18 protein-coding genes are annotated in these 18,192 nt (G+C 45.7%); 14 read left to right on the forward strand and 4 right to left on the reverse strand.

Annotated features, from left to right (window positions below; translation table 11 throughout):
- The first annotated feature begins 30 nt into the window (after positions 1-30).
- The 3 genes from rpsD (at position 31) to rplQ (ending at position 2,140) form a co-directional block, all read left to right on the forward strand.
- On the forward strand, positions 31-672 hold the full coding sequence (rpsD, locus tag CAP50_RS03510) for a 30S ribosomal protein S4 (protein WP_075102285.1): 642 nt from the start codon (positions 31-33) through the stop codon (positions 670-672).
- An 81-nt stretch (positions 673-753) separates the two neighbouring features.
- Positions 754-1,761 carry a DNA-directed RNA polymerase subunit alpha gene (locus CAP50_RS03515; protein WP_075102286.1) on the forward strand — a complete coding sequence of 336 codons (1,008 nt, stop codon included), beginning with the start codon at positions 754-756 and terminating at the stop codon, positions 1,759-1,761.
- A 19-nt stretch (positions 1,762-1,780) separates the two neighbouring features.
- The gene (rplQ, locus tag CAP50_RS03520; protein ID WP_075102287.1) at positions 1,781-2,140 is read left to right on the forward strand and encodes a 50S ribosomal protein L17; all 360 of its coding nucleotides are present in this window, start codon (positions 1,781-1,783) and stop codon (positions 2,138-2,140) included.
- Between the two features lie 79 nt (positions 2,141-2,219).
- Here rplQ and CAP50_RS03525 read toward each other — a convergent pair whose 3' ends face one another.
- Together CAP50_RS03525 and CAP50_RS03530 are read right to left on the reverse strand one after the other, a co-directional pair.
- On the reverse strand, positions 2,220-2,840 hold the full coding sequence (locus CAP50_RS03525; RefSeq protein ID WP_100749087.1) for an L-threonylcarbamoyladenylate synthase: 621 nt from the start codon (positions 2,838-2,840) through the stop codon (positions 2,220-2,222).
- 493 nt (positions 2,841-3,333) lie between these two features.
- The gene (locus tag CAP50_RS03530) at positions 3,334-4,050 is read right to left on the reverse strand and encodes an elongation factor P hydroxylase (protein WP_241900634.1); all 717 of its coding nucleotides are present in this window, start codon (positions 4,048-4,050) and stop codon (positions 3,334-3,336) included.
- Between the two features lie 195 nt (positions 4,051-4,245).
- Between CAP50_RS03530 and CAP50_RS03535 the strand changes: the two genes are divergently transcribed.
- From CAP50_RS03535 to lysM, 6 genes are all read left to right on the forward strand, one after another.
- On the forward strand, positions 4,246-4,839 hold the full coding sequence (locus CAP50_RS03535) for a YceD family protein (RefSeq protein WP_100749089.1): 594 nt from the start codon (positions 4,246-4,248) through the stop codon (positions 4,837-4,839).
- A 319-nt stretch (positions 4,840-5,158) separates the two neighbouring features.
- On the forward strand, positions 5,159-5,341 hold the full coding sequence (rpmF, locus tag CAP50_RS03540) for a 50S ribosomal protein L32 (protein ID WP_010196743.1): 183 nt from the start codon (positions 5,159-5,161) through the stop codon (positions 5,339-5,341).
- 422 nt (positions 5,342-5,763) lie between these two features.
- On the forward strand, positions 5,764-6,732 hold the full coding sequence (fabD, locus tag CAP50_RS03545) for an ACP S-malonyltransferase (RefSeq protein ID WP_075102291.1): 969 nt from the start codon (positions 5,764-5,766) through the stop codon (positions 6,730-6,732).
- The gene (gene fabG, locus CAP50_RS03550) at positions 6,729-7,457 is read left to right on the forward strand and encodes a 3-oxoacyl-ACP reductase FabG (RefSeq protein ID WP_075102292.1); all 729 of its coding nucleotides are present in this window, start codon (positions 6,729-6,731) and stop codon (positions 7,455-7,457) included. The genes fabD and fabG overlap by 4 nt, the downstream gene beginning before the upstream one ends.
- Before the next feature lie 276 nt (positions 7,458-7,733).
- Entirely contained in the window at positions 7,734-7,970 is a 237-nt protein-coding gene (gene acpP / locus CAP50_RS03555) for an acyl carrier protein (RefSeq protein WP_068034635.1), read from the forward strand.
- 394 nt (positions 7,971-8,364) lie between these two features.
- The gene (gene lysM, locus CAP50_RS03560) at positions 8,365-8,874 is read left to right on the forward strand and encodes a peptidoglycan-binding protein LysM (RefSeq protein ID WP_075102293.1); all 510 of its coding nucleotides are present in this window, start codon (positions 8,365-8,367) and stop codon (positions 8,872-8,874) included.
- Positions 8,875-9,091: 217 nt separating this feature from the next.
- On the opposite strand, the gene queG is transcribed toward lysM, so the two are convergent.
- Entirely contained in the window at positions 9,092-10,327 is a 1,236-nt protein-coding gene (gene queG, locus CAP50_RS03565; RefSeq protein ID WP_100749090.1) for a tRNA epoxyqueuosine(34) reductase QueG, read from the reverse strand.
- 85 nt (positions 10,328-10,412) lie between these two features.
- Here queG and CAP50_RS03570 point away from each other — a divergent pair, with 85 nt between their 5' ends.
- Positions 10,413-12,236 (forward strand): NAD(P)H-hydrate dehydratase, encoded by a 1,824-nt coding sequence (locus CAP50_RS03570; RefSeq protein ID WP_241900635.1) that lies wholly within the window; start codon positions 10,413-10,415, stop codon positions 12,234-12,236.
- A 140-nt stretch (positions 12,237-12,376) separates the two neighbouring features.
- Here CAP50_RS03570 and CAP50_RS03575 read toward each other — a convergent pair whose 3' ends face one another.
- A complete protein-coding gene (locus tag CAP50_RS03575; RefSeq protein ID WP_100749092.1) occupies positions 12,377-12,883 on the reverse strand; it encodes a DUF4124 domain-containing protein in 507 nt (168 codons plus the stop codon).
- A gap of 1,036 nt (positions 12,884-13,919) precedes the next feature.
- Between CAP50_RS03575 and CAP50_RS03580 the strand changes: the two genes are divergently transcribed.
- The 4 genes from CAP50_RS03580 (at position 13,920) to CAP50_RS03600 (ending at position 18,053) form a co-directional block, all read left to right on the forward strand.
- On the forward strand, positions 13,920-15,632 hold the full coding sequence (locus CAP50_RS03580; RefSeq protein WP_075102332.1) for an acetolactate synthase 3 large subunit: 1,713 nt from the start codon (positions 13,920-13,922) through the stop codon (positions 15,630-15,632).
- On the forward strand, positions 15,632-16,129 hold the full coding sequence (ilvN, locus tag CAP50_RS03585) for an acetolactate synthase small subunit (RefSeq protein ID WP_075102296.1): 498 nt from the start codon (positions 15,632-15,634) through the stop codon (positions 16,127-16,129). Before CAP50_RS03580 ends, ilvN begins: the two co-directional genes overlap by 1 nt.
- A gap of 141 nt (positions 16,130-16,270) precedes the next feature.
- Positions 16,271-17,287 carry a ketol-acid reductoisomerase gene (gene ilvC, locus CAP50_RS03590; protein WP_100749093.1) on the forward strand — a complete coding sequence of 339 codons (1,017 nt, stop codon included), beginning with the start codon at positions 16,271-16,273 and terminating at the stop codon, positions 17,285-17,287.
- Positions 17,288-17,624: 337 nt separating this feature from the next.
- A complete protein-coding gene (locus CAP50_RS03600; protein ID WP_100749095.1) occupies positions 17,625-18,053 on the forward strand; it encodes a hypothetical protein in 429 nt (142 codons plus the stop codon).
- Positions 18,054-18,192 lie beyond the last annotated feature (139 nt).

Raw genomic sequence — 18,192 nt, forward strand, 5'->3', positions numbered from 1 at the left:
TTATCATAAGAGCTTATAGGAGACATAACAATGGCCCGTTATATTGGACCAAAACTCAAATTATCACGTCGTGAAGGCACAGACTTAGGCCTTAAGTCTGGTGTTAAGCCATATGACGTAAAAACAAAGAAAGCTGCTCGTCCACCTGGTCAACATGGTGTGAGCCGTAACAAAAGCTCAGAGTACTCTTTGCAGTTACGTGAAAAACAAAAAGTTAAGCGTATCTACGGTGTACTAGAGCGTCAGTTTGCGAACTACTATAAAGAAGCTGCTCGTAAGCGTGGTGCTACTGGTGAAAACCTACTAGCAATGCTTGAGAGCCGTTTAGACAACGTAGTATATCGCATGGGCTTTGGCTCAACTCGCGCCGAAGCACGTCAGCTAGTCAGCCATCGTGCTGTTATGGTAAAAAAAGCTGGCCGTGATGAGTTTGTTCGTGTGAACATTCCATCAATTCAGTTGCAAGATGGTGATGTCATCGCTATCCAAGAGAAGTCTCGCGAACAGCTACGTATCAAAAACGCTATCGAACTAGCGACTCAGCGTGGCATTCCAGAATGGCTAGATGTTGATCACAGCAAACTACAAGGCACGTTTAAACAAGCGCCTGATCGTATTGATCTACCTGCTGAAATCAACGAAAGCTTGATCGTTGAGCTATACTCTAAGTAAATGACGTACCGCTCAATGTCATAATCATGGCGTTGAGCAATGAACGTTAATTAAACCAGTTTAATAAATCGAGGTGACATCATGATGCTAAATGCAACTGAGTTTCTAACGCCGAACGCCATTAATGTGGATACGGTGAATGAAACGATTGCGAAAGTCACGCTCGAACCGTTAGAACGCGGCTTTGGGCATACCCTCGGGAATGCTCTGCGTCGCATCTTGTTATCTTCATTACCTGGTGCTGCAGTCATTGAAGCTGAGATTGATGGTGTTGACCATGAGTACTCAACGCTTGAAGGACTACAAGAAGACGTACTTGACTTGCTTTTGAACCTGAAAGGCTTGGCGATTACCCTTCATGACCAAAATGAAGTATTTTTGACCTTGGATAAACAAGGTCCAGGCACTATTACTGCTGCAGACATCACGCTACCGCATAATGTAGATATCATCAATCCAGATTTGGTGTTGGGTACATTAAGTGACCGTGGTCATCTTAAGATGCGTTTGCGCGTAGTAATGGGTCGTGGATATGAGCCAGCAAACCAGCGCCGTGAAGATGGTGACACTAAAGCAATCGGACGTTTAAAGCTTGATGCAAGCTTTAGTCCTGTGCTACGTGTTGCTTATCAGGTTGAGAACGCTCGCGTAGAGCAGCGTACTGATCTTGATCGTCTTATCGTTGAGCTTGAAACTAATGGCACTATAGATCCAGAAGAAGCAATTCGTAAAGCAGCCACTATTTTACAACAACAGATTTCTATCTTTGTTGACCTAGAAGCTGAAGAAGCGCCTGAGCCTGTGAAAGAAAAAGAAGAGGTCGATCCGGTGCTATTACGCCCTGTGGACGATCTTGAACTAACGGTTCGCTCAGCCAACTGCTTGAAAGCTGAAAACATTTACTATATCGGTGATTTGGTACAGCGTTCAGAGACTGAACTACTAAAAACCCCAAATCTTGGTAAGAAATCATTGACCGAAATCAAAGACGTACTAGCGTCTAAAGATTTAGAGCTCGGTATGCGCCTAGACAACTGGCCGCCAGCTGACCTTCGTGTCGATGATCGCTTTTCTTATCGTAGCCGTTAAACTTTAAGGATTTTTGACTATGCGCCATCGTAAGAGTGGAGTCAAGCTGGGTCGTACCGGCAGTCATCGTAAGGCAATGTTTCAGAACATGACCAACTCATTGTTTGAGCATGAACTGATCAAAACTACTTTGCCAAAAGCTAAAGAATTGCGCCGCGTTGCTGAGCCATTGATCACTTTGGCTAAAGAAGACAGCGTTGCTAATCGCCGTTTGGCATTTAGCCGTATGCGTAGCAAAGCTATGGTCGGTAAACTATTTGGCACGTTAGGTCCTCGTTACCAAACGCGTCCAGGTGGTTATTTACGTATCGTAAAATGTGGTCATCGTGACGGTGACAACGCGCCAATGGCTTATGTAGAATTGGTTGATCGCGACTAATTTTGCATTGACGATATAATGTATAAAAAAGGCTCCAATTCAATTGGAGCCTTTTTTTATGTTTCGAGTTTGTCGCTAATTACAATAATAATGAATCAACATCGGCTGCACCTTGTCTGATGATTTCAGGCACCCCACCAGTCATATCTACAATGGTCGTCAGCTTGGTGGTCTTGATACCAGCATTGATCAAACCATCAATTTGATTGCTTAATAACTCTTCGATTTCAAAAGGATCATCAAGGATGTCGTCATGTTCGGGGAGTATCAGTGAGCTGGTCAAAATTGGTTCATCCATGGCTTCTAATAATGCTTGAGCGATAGGGTTGCTTGGTACACGGATACCAATGGTTTTTTTCTTAGGATGCGCCAGCTTTTTAGGGACATCTTTTGTCGCATTTAGGATAAAAGTAATTGGGGCTGGGGTATGCGCTTTTAGCTGTTTATACTGAGCATTGTCTACGGTCGCATAGGTGGCAATCTCGCTTAAATCGCGACAAAGTAAAGTAAATTGGTGTTTGTCATCCAGTGCGCGGATTTGCTTAAGTTTGTCTAAGGCCTCTTTTGCGCCCAAACGGCACCCAAACGCGTAGCTGGTATCGGTAGGGTAAATGATTAGTTGATCTTTGCGCAGCAGCTCGGCTGCTTGAGCGATCAGACGAGGCTGCGGATTGTCGGGATGAATATAAAAAACTTGCATAATCTTTCCTTATTTTATAATTATAACAGTATCGATGATCGGTATAGTAAGTTGAAAACAAAACTGTCATAAGTTCCAAAGCGCTACTGGAATGCTGTTTTTAAACGTAGGCTGCGCAGCCTCTGTGTATACAGCACGCAAGGAAAACTTATACCAGTAGCGCTATAACATTTTTAAATTGAACCTACTATACTACGTCGCCTTATTGTGAGTCATACTCCGGGTCAATGACTGCTGACACGGGGGTATGATATAGAGTGACAAAGACAAGTAAGGCACTTTACTGGTTTAGTATAACGCAAGGTAAATATAAGTTTAGTAGTAGGGCGTTACGATGCGTAGAAAATCGTTAACGGTTTATGATGATATCAAAAGCGCCTGCTTTATTTTAGCCGCGCTTATGGTGACTTTATAGACGATGCTGCGTGAGATAAATACCAGCAGCACAGAGCACATATACTATATGTCCGTTTTATTTAAGATGAATTATAAATTAATTGCACACGCACAAAAAAGTATGCAATAAGGTTTTAGCATCGCGGGGCAGGGTATGAGGGCGGGCGATATAGTCCTCAGCTTGCTGATATACGTCGAGTGCAAAGGTGCTACTGCTGGTATCGAAGTCCGCAAACAAGTTGTCTTGTGACACTCGAAACACACGCCTGCATGCTAAGGTGAATAAACATTCTAGGGCTTGCGGTTTGATCTCTACGCGCTCAAACGCTTGCTGCTGCGCTTCACTACGGCCATCTGGGGCATACCAGTAGCCAAAGTCTGCCAACTGCCGCCGTGCCTTACCAGCGATGCACCAATGGCTGATTTCGTGCAGGGCGCTGGCAAAGAACCCATGCGCGAACTCAATTCTCGCTGGTAGAGTGTCTGTTGCAGGGAGGTATTCTGGCTCACCCTGACCACGAACCAATACAACCTTTTGATGCGCAAACACTGTATTAAACAAGTCAATCAGCCAATCAGTCGCCGCTTGTTCACTATCTGCTACTGAAGGCTGCTGGCCACCGTCTACCTTTGTAGTAGATATTTTTTGCCAGCCCTCTTGCCAGATTGATAGGTGCGAGTTTGTCATGATTGATGATAGCGCATTATCTGGGCGGCTAGAGGCTATTAAGCGGCTCAGACGCTGACGTAATATCGGCGCATGAATACGGGGCTGGAGGGTAGAAAAATCCATTGGATGGGTAAAACAAGTCATAGATCGGATACAGCGTAAATAGAGAATAAAGACAAAAGACCTTGTGAGCAAAGGCCAAGCGGCAGTGTGAAGCGGCAATGCGGTAAAATATAGCCGGTATCAAAAAATAGTAACATACTAGCGCTGGCACCCCTCGGTGCTTTCCGTTAGTATGGCAGGCAATATTATACACCGTTTTGATGAATGAGGCCGCGCATGTCAAACACTTTAGAAAATAAGCCGTCAGCAAATAACACTGACCATAAAAATGCGTCCATATCAAGCGTTATGCCTGAGAATATCTCGTTAGATAAATGGGCTGATAGTGGGTTTGAGTGGGCAGGAGAGGTGGAACCACACAGTTTTGAGCGTTTGGCTGCCATATTGACCACAGAGCATGAGCAACAAATAATACAGCTAAATACTCAATTATACCGTCATAATAATGTGCTGCATCTCACCTTTACCTTGGCGGGCGATATCTGGCTCACCTGTCAGCGCTGTTTGCAGCCAATTGCCATTGATTTGTCTGATGATTATGACATCGCGTTGTTGGATGATGACAGCCAAATAAGCTTGGTCGATGAAGAGCAAGATTATTTATTACTTGATGAAATCATTCCTGAGCAATCACCAGAAAACTTGCTGCCATTAAAAAAGCTGGTAGAAGATGAGATATTGCTCAAAACACCCATGGCCCCTAAGCACGATGATTGTGAAATGAGTGTTGAGCAGTTTGGTGAGATTCCAGAGGAAGAAGAAAACGAAAATCCTTTTGCAGCATTGGCATCGCTCAAAGGCAAACTATAACCGCGGTGGCAAATGAGCCTATGGCAGATTATGATGCCTTTTATCCGCTTTCTATCAAAGAGTGAAAGGCAGGGCTTTATTAATCCATCAAACATGCGTATAATGTCCGGTTTATTGCATTCTAGCAACAAGTTGCTTGCTGATAGAAGCTGACTGGGCAAATTTTCTATCGATTTTAGACGTAGTCAGCACTTTATGTAGGTGGCAATCTATTTAACCAATGATGCTTAAGACTTAGGTTGTTGTGATTATATAGCCTCTGTCAGTATCGACTAAAGCTGAATTTTAAGCTTATCCCTTTAAGTATAGGAGCTATATCATGGCTGTTCAAAAAAGTCGTAAAAGCCGTTCTCGTCGTGACATGCGCCGTTCACACCATCGTATGGAAGTGGCTGAGCTAAGCGTAGATGCTACCACTGGTGAAAAACATCGTCGTCATCACATGACCAAAGATGGTTTCTACCGTGGCCGTCAGTTATTTAAGGTCAGTCAAGACGCTTAAGTCGTTGGTTCTATAATGGTCAATACAAAATAATGATAGTACAGGTGACTATCATTATTTTTGTGTCGCTGTTATGAAGCAATTCGCTTTAAGCCAAAAAAAGCCAAGTTATTTCGCTATCATAAATTATGTGGCTGGATAACTTGGCTTTTTGCTATCGTTTTTTTAGACTCTTTGTCTAAAAAGCGTATGATGTTACTCTCTTTTGTAGACAAGCACCGATGCAGCTACCATCCATTAAGTCAGGGTTTTGTTCACCTTTGCCACACCACCTACTATGATAATAGCGTGTGTCAGTGTATAGTTTACGAATGTTCCGTTTTTTAGACCAAACGTCAAATCAACGGCTTTATACAGTATTTAATAATATAATAACCCCCATTGATTTAGGGATATTTCCAATTAAATAAGGAATATTGGTTATGGCCTCTGTACCCGATATGGTAAAAAAGCAGCCGACTCGTATGGCGGTGATTTTTCCTGGACAAGGATCGCAAGTAGTCGGGATGACTAGCGAGCTTGCTGACCTCTACCCAGAGATTCGCGAAACCTTTACCGAAGCCAGCGACGCGCTTGGCGAGGACTTATGGGCAATCTGTCAAGACGAAGAAAAGCTCAATCAAACCCAATATACGCAGCCTGCGCTACTGACAGCAAGTATGGCAATTTGGCGTATCTTACAACAAAAAATCACTACGGCGCCTTGCTACCTAGCGGGTCACTCGTTAGGTGAGTACAGCGCCCTTTGCGCCGCTGAAGTGATCTCACTTGCCGATGCGGTCACCTTGGTGCATAAACGCGGCCAGTTGATGCAAGAGGCTGTGGTCGGTGTGGATACCGCTATGGCAGCTGTGTTGGGGTTAGAGGATCACCGAGTCGAAAACCTCTGTGAGCAAGCGACCGAGCATGTCGATGATGCCATCGTGGGCGCTGCTAACTTTAACAGTCCAGGGCAAGTGGTCATTTCGGGCAACGCAGCTGGTGTGAATGCTGTTATCGATAAAGTACAAAATACGGGCAAAAAATCCATACCTTTGAAGGTCAGTGTACCGTCTCACTGCGCATTGATGGCGCCTGCAAGTGATGCCCTAGCCGAGATATTGGCAGGTATCAAGTTTGATCAAGCCACCATTCCTGTGATTCAAAACCGCCATGCGCGCGTTGAAACCAGTGCCGCTGGCATCAAACAAGCACTGACTGAGCAACTAAGCCAACCGGTCTTGTGGTCGCAGACCATGCAAGAGCTGGCTGATAAACAAATCAATGTATTAATCGAATGCGGCAGTGGCAACGTACTCAGCAACTTGGCCAAGCGCCAAGCACAGCCGATTACCAGCTATCCTACAGATAAGCCTGCCCGTCTAGATAAGTTAATGGAGGTGTTATCATGAGCCGCACAATTACCCTAGTCACTGGTGCCAGTCGCGGTATCGGTAAAGCTGTCGCCAAGCGGTTTGCAAAAGAAGGACACTTTGTGATTGGCACGGCGACCACCGAAAAGGGCGCTGAGCTGATTGATGAGTATCTACACGATACCGGCGGTATCGGCCGCGTATTAGACGTCCGTGATACCGCGCAAATCGAAAAGTTATTTGAAGAGATTGAAAGCGTCTACGGTGCCGTACAAGTATTGGTCAACAATGCCGGTATCACCCAAGACGGGTTGCTAATGCGTATGAAAGACGAGGATTGGGAAAACGTCGTCGATACCAACTTAACCTCAGTCTATCGTATGAGCAAACGTGCGGTACGCGGCATGATGAAAGCACGCCGAGGACGCATCATCAATATCACCTCTGTGGTGGCGCAGATGGGTAATGCAGGTCAGTCCAACTATGCTGCTACCAAAGCGGGTGTCGAAGGCTTTAGCCGGACGCTGGCGCGCGAGATTGGCTCAAGACAGGTGACCATCAACTGCGTCGCACCAGGTCTGATCGAAACGGACATGACGGACGAGTTAGACGAGCGTTTGCTAAACTCGATGCTCGACGCTGTCCCTATCAGCCGTTTGGGTCAGCCAGAAGATATCGCTGCTGCTGTACACTTCCTAGCCAGCGATGAGGCCAGCTATATAACTGGCGCAGTCATTCCAGTCAATGGCGGGATGTATATGTAAAGTGACGCACAAGTGTTACATAGAAATAATAAAAAACTGTGTGAACGAGTGTAAACTATAATAAAGGGTGTTATAATGACGGACACTTTTATGTCAAAGCACTGTATCATGACAGGACTTTAGTAGACATTAGACAGACTGTATCAGGTGTCATAGAGTACTCAGACAGCGATGTCGCTGATCTGGCAAATCCCATTTTATATACCATGCTATAGAGTGTAGACCGCACGCTATAGCAGTTTATTAAAAATAATAGATGATAAAGGAGCAATCTACATGAGCAACGATACCGAGCTAAGAGTTAAATCAGCTGTGGCTGAGCAATTGGGTATGAACGTTGAAGACATCAACAACGACGCCTCATTCATGGAAGATCTAGGTGCAGATTCACTAGATTTGGTTGAGTTGGTAATGTCATTTGAAAGTGATTTTGGTATCACTATTCCTGATGAAGACTCTGCAGAGTTGACCACGGTTCAAAAAGCAATCGATTACGTACAAGCCCAGCTATAATGCTGTAGTCATCGCCATCTGATTGGCTCAGCCAGTCTAAAAAGCCGCTTGCCCTATGGGTTGGCGGTTTTTTTGTGCTTGTCTTATTTAATATATAGATTTTAGTGACATGTTTGAATATTCAGCAATCTCAAAGTATTAACATATACTTTATGAAATTAACATTACTCAACATACTCTTACTATTCAAATGAAGCAGTTTTGTTATACTCAAAATGTCGACGTGATGCAGACATCGTTGTATATGGATTGACGCTATGTATGAATTAATTGCGTATGAAGCTATTGCGTTAACGTTTATGTACGATGAATATTACTGACATCACTGATAGTGAGACATTATCTACAACAATAACGATGCATAACAAATAACAATAGTTCAAGGAGTAGTTAGATGGGTATTTTTAGTTTTGCAAAAGACATCGGCGAAAAAATCTTTAATCGTGATGATGCCAAACATGACGCCAAATCAGAGACCAAAGCAGATGCCAACACCCCAGTACAGAGCACTGAGCCTTCTGCCCAGTCAGTAGCCAATATTTTGCTTCGCCGTATTCAGCAGCAAAATCTGAATATCAGCAATCTAAAGATCAAATACAATGGTACGACAGATACTGCAGAAATCAGCGGTAATGCCAAGACACAAGCAGACCGCGAAAAAGCCATTATCGCCATCGGTAACGTGCAAAATGTAGCAAAAGTCATCGATAATATCGATATTGAAGAAGATGCTCCAGAATCAACCATGTATACGGTAGAATCTGGCGATAGCTTATCGAAGATTGCCAAAGAGGTGTATGGCTCATCTGGGGATTATATGAAGATTTTTGAGGCCAATAAGCCCATGTTATCTGACCCAGACAAAATCTACCCAGGCCAAGTCTTACGTATTCCAAAACCTTAATGTAATAGCTTAATACAATAGATAAATAAGCTGGAAAGTGTTGTATTAAAAAGTACTGTATTAAAAAGATTGCTCACCCAATAAACAGCGTCTCTTACATAAGAGGCGCTTTTTATTGGGTAAGAGGTTGTTGACATCACTGGTTAAAGCTATTTGACTAAGCAGCGACTCATCATAAGAAGCGAATAATCATAAGCAGCTGTGATAAGACAGAATATTAAGTATCAGTACCGCTGAGCTTTCGTTGTTGTTCAGAGATTGCCCAATGTATATGCTCGTCTAGCATGGCGTTATGGGTCTGCAGCTTAGCCTGCAATTGGGTGATGACTTCTTGACAGCCGTTGGCATTGCCAAGTGCAATCGCGATATTGCGTAAAAAATTAACGTAGCCTGTGCGTCTAAGCGGGCTGCCTTGGGTTTTTTGCATAAAATCCGCTTCTTGCCATTGCCACAGCTCAAGCAAACTGCTGTTGTCAAGACTGTGCCGCGGTGCAAAGTCTTCGACAGTTGTGATATTGGCATAACGGTTCCACGGACAGATGAGCTGGCAATCATCACAACCAAAGACGCGATTGCCAATGGCGCGGCGATATTTTTCATCGATGATACCATCATGTTCGATGGTCAAATAAGAGATACAAGCAGAGGCGTTTAGCTCATAAGGAGCGACAATGGCCTGAGTGGGACAGACATCAATACAAGCGCTACAACTGCCGCAATGCGACTTGACAGGAGCGTCGTCTGGTAGCTCGAGACTGATGAACAGCTCTCCTAGTACAAAAAAGGAGCCTGCTTGTTTGTTGAGCAGCAAAGTATGTTTGCCTGTCCAGCCAAGACCAGCGGCATCTGCGATTGGTCGCTCAAAGATGGGGGCTGAGTCACTAAATGGCCGAAAAACAAACTCTTGCGCCGAGCCGACATCCAGGTGTTGCCATTCAGGAAGCATGGCTTCGATTTGTAATGCCAATTGCTTTAGGCGACTGCGCATGGTTTTATGATAGTCGCGCCCTCGCGCATAACGCGCTATGATGCCTTGATTGGGAAAATCGTTATCAGCGACCGTCCGCGGCGTAGGCGTCTGCGTCAAATAATCCATGCGCACACTGATGATGGTTTTAGCACCTTCTACCAGTTGGTCGGGGTGAGCGCGCAGATGGTGATTGTTGTGCATAAACTGCAGCTGTCCTTCATAGCCTTTTGCCAGCCATTGCTGTAGCTGCGTCATTTGCTGAGCAAATAACGGATGATGCACGGAGAGAAAACCACAGTCCCCAAACCCCAACGCCTGTGCTTGAGACTTAATCCACCGCTTGACATCCTCGGCACTTGTGAATGGTGAGTCATTTTTGACGTCGATTTTCTTGCTGGGTACCTGCGATAGGTGAGCAGGCGGCGCAGCCGCTGTCTGGCCGTTAGAGGTGTCAGGTAAGTCGGGTTTTGAGAGAGTAGACATAAAGAATAATAAAAATCAAAGAAGTACCGCTATGATAAGGCAGTGAGTATGGAGTGCAAGCAGAAAAATGAATAAAGGAGCAAATATGAAACCGGATTGTCATTTAGCAGCATTAGCGTCAATAACGCCTAATGAGGCCACGGCACTGTATAACAGTGAGCAGGTCTATGCCATGGAGCAGGCTTGGTTTGCACAAGGGCACGATAGCTTTGGGCTTATGCAGCAAGCAGCGTGGCAGATGGCGCAGTATATACAAAAGGCAAATGAACAAAAATGTGCGAGGCCGAGCGCTTCTATCAACGGTACACCTGCCCGTCGTCATAGGTATCAGCAGCGGGCCAGTATCTGGGTAGGTAAGGGCAATAATGGCGGTGATGGCTGGCTCATTGCGCATTATCTACGGCGTATGGGTTGGCAGGTACAGGTCGTGACAGTTGGTTTTAGTAAAGACGATCTTGAGACAGATAACTCCATAATAAAGGATACTGATATAAATAGTGCGACATCTATCTCTGATGCCGAAAGAGCGAAACAAATAGCATTGTCAAAGGGGTGTCGTTATCAGCGCTTTGAAGAGATGTGCGCTGAGTGGGGCGCTAGCCTTAATATCGATGCTGATGCGAGTACATGGCAAGCGAGTGGTTATGCAGCGGATGCTGATGTCTATATCGATGCAATCTTTGGCATTGGGTTGGACCGTGCGCCAGCCGGCATCTACCAGAGCGCTATTTATCGGTTTAACCAATTGGCCAAATGCTATAAGCCGTTTGTGATTTCGGTGGACATTCCTAGTGGTTTGGTCGCGGCGACAGGTGAGGTGTTTGCTGGTGCCGCGATACAGGCAGATATGACTCTGTGCTTGGTGGCGCGTAAGTTTGGTCTGCATACCAAAGACGGTATGGATTATAGTGGCCAAGTCGTCGACATCGCGCTGATACCTTATGCGCTGGGGGATAACGCTCTTAAACCCATAGCAAAGCTGGTCACAAGTGCGTACGCTCTAACCCCTCGCCAACAAAACAGCTATAAAGGTAGCTATGGCCATGTGCTCATCATCGGTGGCAACCGTGTGGATGGCTCGCAAGGGATGGGCGGTGCGGCGATACTATCAGCTTCTAGTGCCATGGCAACGGGAGCAGGTAAGATCACTGTGGCATGTCATGAGGCTTTTCATGCAGCCTTGCTGACCTCACTGCCTGATGCCATGACGATAAACCTACATGATGCTGATGGGGTAAGGCAATTGCTTAAGGGAGCCAGCGTCATCGCTATCGGTATGGGCTTGGGACGTGATGATAAGGCCAAAAAATTATTTGTCTGCTATCTAAAAGCTGCCATTACAGAAAAAAAACCAATCGTCATCGACGCTGATGGCCTGTATCATCTGGCGGATTTGCATAAGGAGCATCACCCGCTTATCGCCGCCTTGCAGCAGCATAGCGCCCATCACTCAGTCTGCCTGACACCGCACAGTGGTGAAGCCGCAAAGCTATTAGGTATGGAGGTCAGTCAAGTAGAGAGCGACAGATTGGCTGCTATTAGACAGTGTGCGACAGATTATGGCGGTGATTGGGTATTAAAGGGTGCAGGATCGTTGGTGCTAGAGCAAAGAGGGCAGCAGGCACAGATCTATGTCTGTGCGACAGGCAATGCAGGCATGGCGACAGCAGGCATGGGCGATGTCTTATCTGGTCTGATCGCTGGACTGCTGGCGCAAAAGGACTTGACAAGAGAGTCGCGCGGTCTACAGCAAGCAGTGCTTCTACACGGTATGGCAGGCGATATGTTGATCAACCAAACCGATAAAACGGCGTTATTGATTGGTCAACGAGGGCTACAGGCGCAAGATATGCCGGCGGCCATTCGTCATGTCATGCAAGAACTTACCGTCAGTGATGACAACTGGTAGTAAGACCAACAGCAAGATCGATAATGCTATAGGTAGGGCGTGTCCCCAATTGAGTCGATAGTCATCTAAATGGACGAGAGTTGAAGGCACGCCCCAATTTACTGGTATAAGCGGCGAACCGCAATGCCCAGAGCGGCAGTTTACAAGGCTGCAGAGTTGCCACAATATTGATCGATGGCTTGCTGCACCCGTTCACGTTTTAGCTCAATCTCTCGGCCATCCAAATATTGACGTTTGCCATTGGCATCCATTTCATAGATACGGCCACCGACATTGAGGTTGGTCAAGTTATTACGTAGCGACTGACAACGCTGTGCATTGGCTTGTGCCTCTTGCTCTTTGATGCGAGCCTCTAGCTGTGCCACGCGTTGTTGCTCGGCGGTCTGAGCATTGCTACTTTGACTGGCATCTGTTTTTCCCGCCATTTCTCCTGCGTTGTTTTGCCGTCCATCGCTGCGAAACTCAATCAACTCGACATTTTTGCCGTTTTGCGGCACATGTTGGCTATATTTCACCTCGCCATGCGCGCCGATAGACTTATACACTTGAATAGCATGACTGGCGCTCATCGACAGCATTAGCATACCTGCCATACTCGCACTGACAAGGAGTTTGGCAGCAGTATATTGTGAAAACGCATATGCCATAGCAGAGTTCCTCTTAAGCGGCAAAATAAAAATATCGATATAAATATAACACTTTAGTATTGGGATGGTACTAAAAATGTACCGAGGTTTGATTCTATCAAATAATTCTTATTAATGTATATTATTTAATAACCAATAGTTAGGGGTAGGGGATATAAGTTTTTCTTGACAATAGCTGATAAACCATCGAATATAAGGACAGTTGATTGGTCAGTGAGCGGCTTTTATGATATTGCCGTGGCACTTGAGGACAAGGACCACAGGTTACTTATCGGTAGCTTGCACGGTTTTGTTTTCTTTGTGATGATGTGTGTTGTGAGGGTGGTCAGGAAGACCACTACAAATCACAAAATACATTGTCTCCGGACTTATCTGTCTACAATGACTAAGATAAACTTGTTATTTGAACCCTACTAAGTGTCATGCTTACGTTTGTCTCAAAAACGGCTCGATATGTAATGATAATACGAAATCAATAGTCGGTTATAGGACTTAACGACCTTGTTATACGCCACTAACCATGAGTGCTATCTGATTTATTTATGATGATTTATGTATCTTGTGTCAACGCCTTTGCATCCGTTAGTCTGACAGATGCTAAGTTTTGAAAACAACGGTTTTGAAAACAAAGGTTTTGAGAATAGCTGCTTGGTAATCCCCTTCAATAATAAGCTTCTTTTATAGATGCGCTCGCATCTTGTCATCGTACATCGATAACTTCCTGTCACAAACTGACCTCAATACTTTGCTGTATTTGAGTCTGATGCTGTGTCCAAACAGTATGACTTACGTATGGTGGGTACACATTCTTGATATGGATAAGAGTTGGCGCTTGTTTTATGGTGCTAAAAATCACACCAGTCGGTAATGGTTTTTTATTATAAAACACCGCAAATTCTCGCCGCAAAAAAAGGTGATGACAGTGACGCAAACCACGCAAAGTCCGAATATGACCGGACATACCCAGACGGGTAATGCCGCAAAAAACTTCGAAGAAAAACAGCAACGTCTTGCAGAGGATAGTGCGCAGCCAGTGATGCTATCTGGTGCTGAGATGTTGGTGCAATCGCTGACCGATGAAGGGGTTGACTATATCTTTGGTTACCCAGGTGGCGCGGTACTTCATATTTATGATGCTTTGTTTCAACAAGACGCCATTGAGCATATTTTGGTACGTCATGAGCAGGCCGCAGGTCATATGGCAGATGCCTATTCACGCGTGACAGGCAAGACAGGGGTAGTACTCGCCACCTCAGGCCCTGGTGCGACCAACACGGTGACGGCCATCGCAACCGCCTTTATGGATTCAGTTCCGATGGTGGTGATTTCAGGTCAGGTGCCAAGCAGCTTGATTGGTGAAGACGCTTTTCAAGAAACAGATATGGTTGGGGTATCACGCCCTATCGTCAAGCACAGCTTTCAGGTGCGCCATGCCAGCGAAATCCCGATGATCGTCAAAAAAGCCTTTTATATCGCCCAGTCTGGACGCCCAGGTCCTGTGGTTATCGATGTGCCAAAAGACATGACGGCTCCTAGTGAAAAGTACGCTTACGAGTATCCTGCTGAGGTATTCTTGCGCTCGTATCAGCCATCACAAAAAGGCCATAGCGGTCAAATCAAAAAAGCGGTTGAGACTCTGTTATCAGCACAGCGCCCTGTCGTCTATGCTGGCGGCGGCGTGATTTGGAGTAAAGCCCACGAAGAGCTGACCGATCTTGCTCATCGTTTAAACTTACCTGTGACCAACACCTTGATGGGACTTGGCACCTTCCCAGGCTCAGATCGTCAGTTCTTAGGTATGTTAGGTATGCATGGCACTTATGAGGCCAACATGACTATGCACCACGCGGATGTCATCTTGGCAATTGGCGCACGCTTCGATGACCGCGTGACCAATAACGTCAAAAAATTCTGTCCAAATGCGACGATTATCCATATCGATATCGATCCGGCTTCTATTTCTAAGACGATCAATGCCCATATTCCAATCGTCGGAGATGTCAAAGCGGTCTTGACAGATATGCTAGGTATCATTGGTGATGACAAAGAGCTTGAGCAGCATGCCTTGCAAGACTGGTGGTCGCAAATCAACGAGTGGCGTACGCGTCATGGCTTGCGCTACGACACCAGTACCGATGAAGGTATCAAGCCGCAAAGCGTCGTCCAAGCCCTGTGCAAAGTGACAGATGGCAAAGCCATTATCACCAGTGACGTCGGTCAGCATCAGATGTTTGCCGCTTTGTATTACACCTATGATGAGCCGCGTCAATGGCTAAACTCAGGTGGTCTTGGCACCATGGGTGTGGGACTGCCTTATGCAATGGCGGCCAAGCTTGTAAGGCCTGAGCGCGATGTGGTGTGCATCACTGGTGAAGGCTCTATTCAGATGAACATCCAAGAGCTATCGACTTGCTTGCAATACAATCTACCTGTCAAAATATTAAACCTAAACAATGCTCAGCTGGGTATGGTTAAGCAGTGGCAAGACATGCTGTATGAAGGCCGTCACGCACAGTCTTATATGAATTCACTACCAGATTTTGTGAAGTTGGCAGAGAGCTACGGTCACGTCGGTATCAAAATCACCGATCCTGCGACGATGGAGGCTCAGCTGGCCGAAGCCATGGCAATCAAAGACAGACTGGTATTTATCGATGTTTATGTCGATCGTCATGAGCATGTATATCCAATGCAAATCGCGGGTCAATCCATGCGTGATATGTGGTTAACAAAAGGGGAGCGCACCTAATGCAACAACAACATCTGATTTCGGTATTGATGGAAAACGAAGCGGGTTCGTTGTCGCGATTGGTCGGCTTGTTTTCCCAGCGTGGCTATAACATCGAGACCCTCAACGTCGCGCCCACTGATGACCCAAGTATCTCGCGTCTGACCGTGACGACCATTACCTCACCTGAGCGAATCGAGCAAATCACGAAACAATTGCATAAATTAATCGAAGTGGTTAAGGTACTGAATCTGACGGATAATGTCCATGTTGAGCGTGAACTGATGCTGATCAAAGTGCGCGCGACTGGCAGCGTACGCGAGGAGATTAAGCGTAGTGCTGATATCTTCCGCGCACAAATCGTGGATGTGACATCCAATCTATATACCATCCAAATCGTCGGTGATAAAGCCAAGCTAGACGGCTTTATCGATGTGATTGGCCGCGAGCGTATTATGGAAGTGGTTCGCTCAGGCGTCATCGGTATCGCACGTGGAGAAAAAACCCTAAGTCTTTAGTCGGCAGTAGTGACTAATACTGTGAACAATGTAGTTTATTATCAACAGCGCGCTCATCTTAGCCCACACTCTATGAGAATGGTTGAAGTAGGAGCGCTTACTATCCATGGCACGCCATGATTGAGGAAAAGGACTCTATTTATGAACGTTTATTATGATAAAGATTGTGATCTATCGATTATCCAAGGCAAAAAAGTGGCCATCATTGGCTACGGCTCACAAGGTCATGCCCACGCGCTGAACCTACAAGACTCAGACGTCGATGTCACCGTGGGCCTACGTGCCAACTCGGGCTCATGGAAAAAAGCTGAAAATGCTGGTCTAAAAGTCGCTGAAGTCGAAGAAGCGGTAAAAGCGGCCGACGTTGTCATGATTTTGACGCCTGATGAGTTTCAAAAGCAGCTTTATAACGACGTGATCGAACCCAACATCAAAGAGGGCGCTACCTTAGCTTTCGCGCACGGTTTTGCCATTCATTACAACCAAGTAGTGCCGCGCGGTGATCTTGATGTCATCATGGTCGCACCAAAAGCGCCAGGTCATACTGTTCGCTCAGAGTTTACCAAAGGCGGCGGTATCCCAGATCTTATCGCGATCTACCAAGACGCATCTGGTCAAGCCAAGCAGTTGGCACTATCTTATGCAGCAGGCGTGGGCGGTGGCCGCTCGGGTATCATCGAGACGACGTTTAAAGATGAGACAGAAACCGACCTATTCGGCGAGCAAGCAGTACTTTGTGGCGGCGCAGTAGAGCTAGTCAAAATGGGTTTTGAGACGCTAACAGAAGCAGGTTATGCACCAGAAATGGCCTATTTCGAGTGCTTGCATGAGCTAAAGCTTATCGTCGATCTCATGTATGAAGGCGGTATCGCTGACATGAACTACTCAATCAGTAACAACGCTGAATACGGCGAATACGTCACTGGTACAGAGGTCATCAACGAGCAATCACGTGAAGCGATGCGCAATGCCCTAAAACGCATCCAGTCTGGTGAGTACGCGAAGATGTTTATCTCTGAAGGCGCGACCAACTACCCATCAATGACTGCCCGTCGCCGTAACAACGCTGAGCATCAGATCGAAATCACTGGTGCCAAATTGCGCGCTATGATGCCATGGATCGGTGGCAACAAGATCATCGATAAAGACAAAAACTAAACCAAAGCACTAAGCCTACGCTTATAAGTAGCCATATGCGCTATCTTTAGACTGGCTGCGTTAAACAAACCCATGTTATCAATAGATAGCATGGGTTTTTTGTAGGTGGGTATGGGCTAAGAATAAATGATATGGGTTGAAAATCAAAAAACGCTGCCCAATATAGGCAGGCATTACGGTCTTAATTATGGTAGCTAATAGTGATGATAGTCGGTGCGTATAGCAGTTAGCTGCCACGTATTTTTTGTTGATGGTTGCCGCCATCAGTATTTTGTTTTTTTATCTTTGTCTTATTGTCGCAAAGTGCTTCTTTTTTCTAGAATACAGGTTGTCTGTTGTGCAAATATCTTATCCTGACTGGCTAACGCCGCAATTCGTTTACATTACTCTGAGCGCTGTGGTAGCAGTCTTGATTTGGATAGAAGGGGAGATGCTCAAAAAAACAGACGGCAAACTGCCCAAATCAAAGTTTTTTCAGATCAGCTCATTATTGGATACATCGTGGTTTTTTGTCTCTGTCGTCATGCTCTATGCCATAGACCTAACGCCACTGGCCATTACCGTCCCAGCGGCCTATGGTATCTATACCACCTTTGGCTGGGTCTATGGCACACGCCTGCTCAAACGTAAGGGCATTCCAGACTCACCGCAGGATCTAGTGGTTCCAGCCAAATACATCGCTTATAGCCAGTCGTTTTCATTGATATTTTTTGCGCTTTGTCTATTGGTACTAAGTGCGCCATGGCTCCTGATATCGCAGGGGTAGGTCGCTATTTAGTCATCTCGTTAGAAGGATGAATAGAAGAATAAAAGGATGGCCAAATAAAAGTAACGTCAATCATAACGAAAGCAGTTGATGTTTTTATTGATAATTCCTTTATTATCAAATAATTATGTTGTATCAG

Source organism: Psychrobacter sp. L7 (genome assembly GCF_002810365.1).
Lineage (GTDB): Bacteria > Pseudomonadota > Gammaproteobacteria > Pseudomonadales > Moraxellaceae > Psychrobacter > Psychrobacter celer.

What these genes read in the sequence shown, in the direction of transcription:
- ilvN (WP_075102296.1), top strand. Translation starts at nt 15,632, where the DNA reads ATGCAACAACAACATCTGATTTCGGTATTGATGGAAAACGAAGCGGGT.
- CAP50_RS03515 (WP_075102286.1), top strand. Translation starts at nt 754, where the DNA reads ATGATGCTAAATGCAACTGAGTTTCTAACGCCGAACGCCATTAATGTG.
- CAP50_RS03525 (WP_100749087.1), bottom strand. Translation starts at nt 2,840, where the DNA reads ATGCAAGTTTTTTATATTCATCCCGACAATCCGCAGCCTCGTCTGATC.
- CAP50_RS03580 (WP_075102332.1), top strand. Translation starts at nt 13,920, where the DNA reads ATGCTATCTGGTGCTGAGATGTTGGTGCAATCGCTGACCGATGAAGGG.
- queG (WP_100749090.1), bottom strand. Translation starts at nt 10,327, where the DNA reads ATGTCTACTCTCTCAAAACCCGACTTACCTGACACCTCTAACGGCCAG.
- acpP (WP_068034635.1), top strand. Translation starts at nt 7,734, where the DNA reads ATGAGCAACGATACCGAGCTAAGAGTTAAATCAGCTGTGGCTGAGCAA.
- fabG (WP_075102292.1), top strand. Translation starts at nt 6,729, where the DNA reads ATGAGCCGCACAATTACCCTAGTCACTGGTGCCAGTCGCGGTATCGGT.
- rpmF (WP_010196743.1), top strand. Translation starts at nt 5,159, where the DNA reads ATGGCTGTTCAAAAAAGTCGTAAAAGCCGTTCTCGTCGTGACATGCGC.
- fabD (WP_075102291.1), top strand. Translation starts at nt 5,764, where the DNA reads ATGGCCTCTGTACCCGATATGGTAAAAAAGCAGCCGACTCGTATGGCG.
- CAP50_RS03535 (WP_100749089.1), top strand. Translation starts at nt 4,246, where the DNA reads ATGTCAAACACTTTAGAAAATAAGCCGTCAGCAAATAACACTGACCAT.
- CAP50_RS03575 (WP_100749092.1), bottom strand. Translation starts at nt 12,883, where the DNA reads ATGGCATATGCGTTTTCACAATATACTGCTGCCAAACTCCTTGTCAGT.
- rpsD (WP_075102285.1), top strand. Translation starts at nt 31, where the DNA reads ATGGCCCGTTATATTGGACCAAAACTCAAATTATCACGTCGTGAAGGC.
- rplQ (WP_075102287.1), top strand. Translation starts at nt 1,781, where the DNA reads ATGCGCCATCGTAAGAGTGGAGTCAAGCTGGGTCGTACCGGCAGTCAT.
- CAP50_RS03530 (WP_241900634.1), bottom strand. Translation starts at nt 4,050, where the DNA reads ATGACTTGTTTTACCCATCCAATGGATTTTTCTACCCTCCAGCCCCGT.
- lysM (WP_075102293.1), top strand. Translation starts at nt 8,365, where the DNA reads ATGGGTATTTTTAGTTTTGCAAAAGACATCGGCGAAAAAATCTTTAAT.
- CAP50_RS03570 (WP_241900635.1), top strand. Translation starts at nt 10,413, where the DNA reads ATGAAACCGGATTGTCATTTAGCAGCATTAGCGTCAATAACGCCTAAT.
- ilvC (WP_100749093.1), top strand. Translation starts at nt 16,271, where the DNA reads ATGAACGTTTATTATGATAAAGATTGTGATCTATCGATTATCCAAGGC.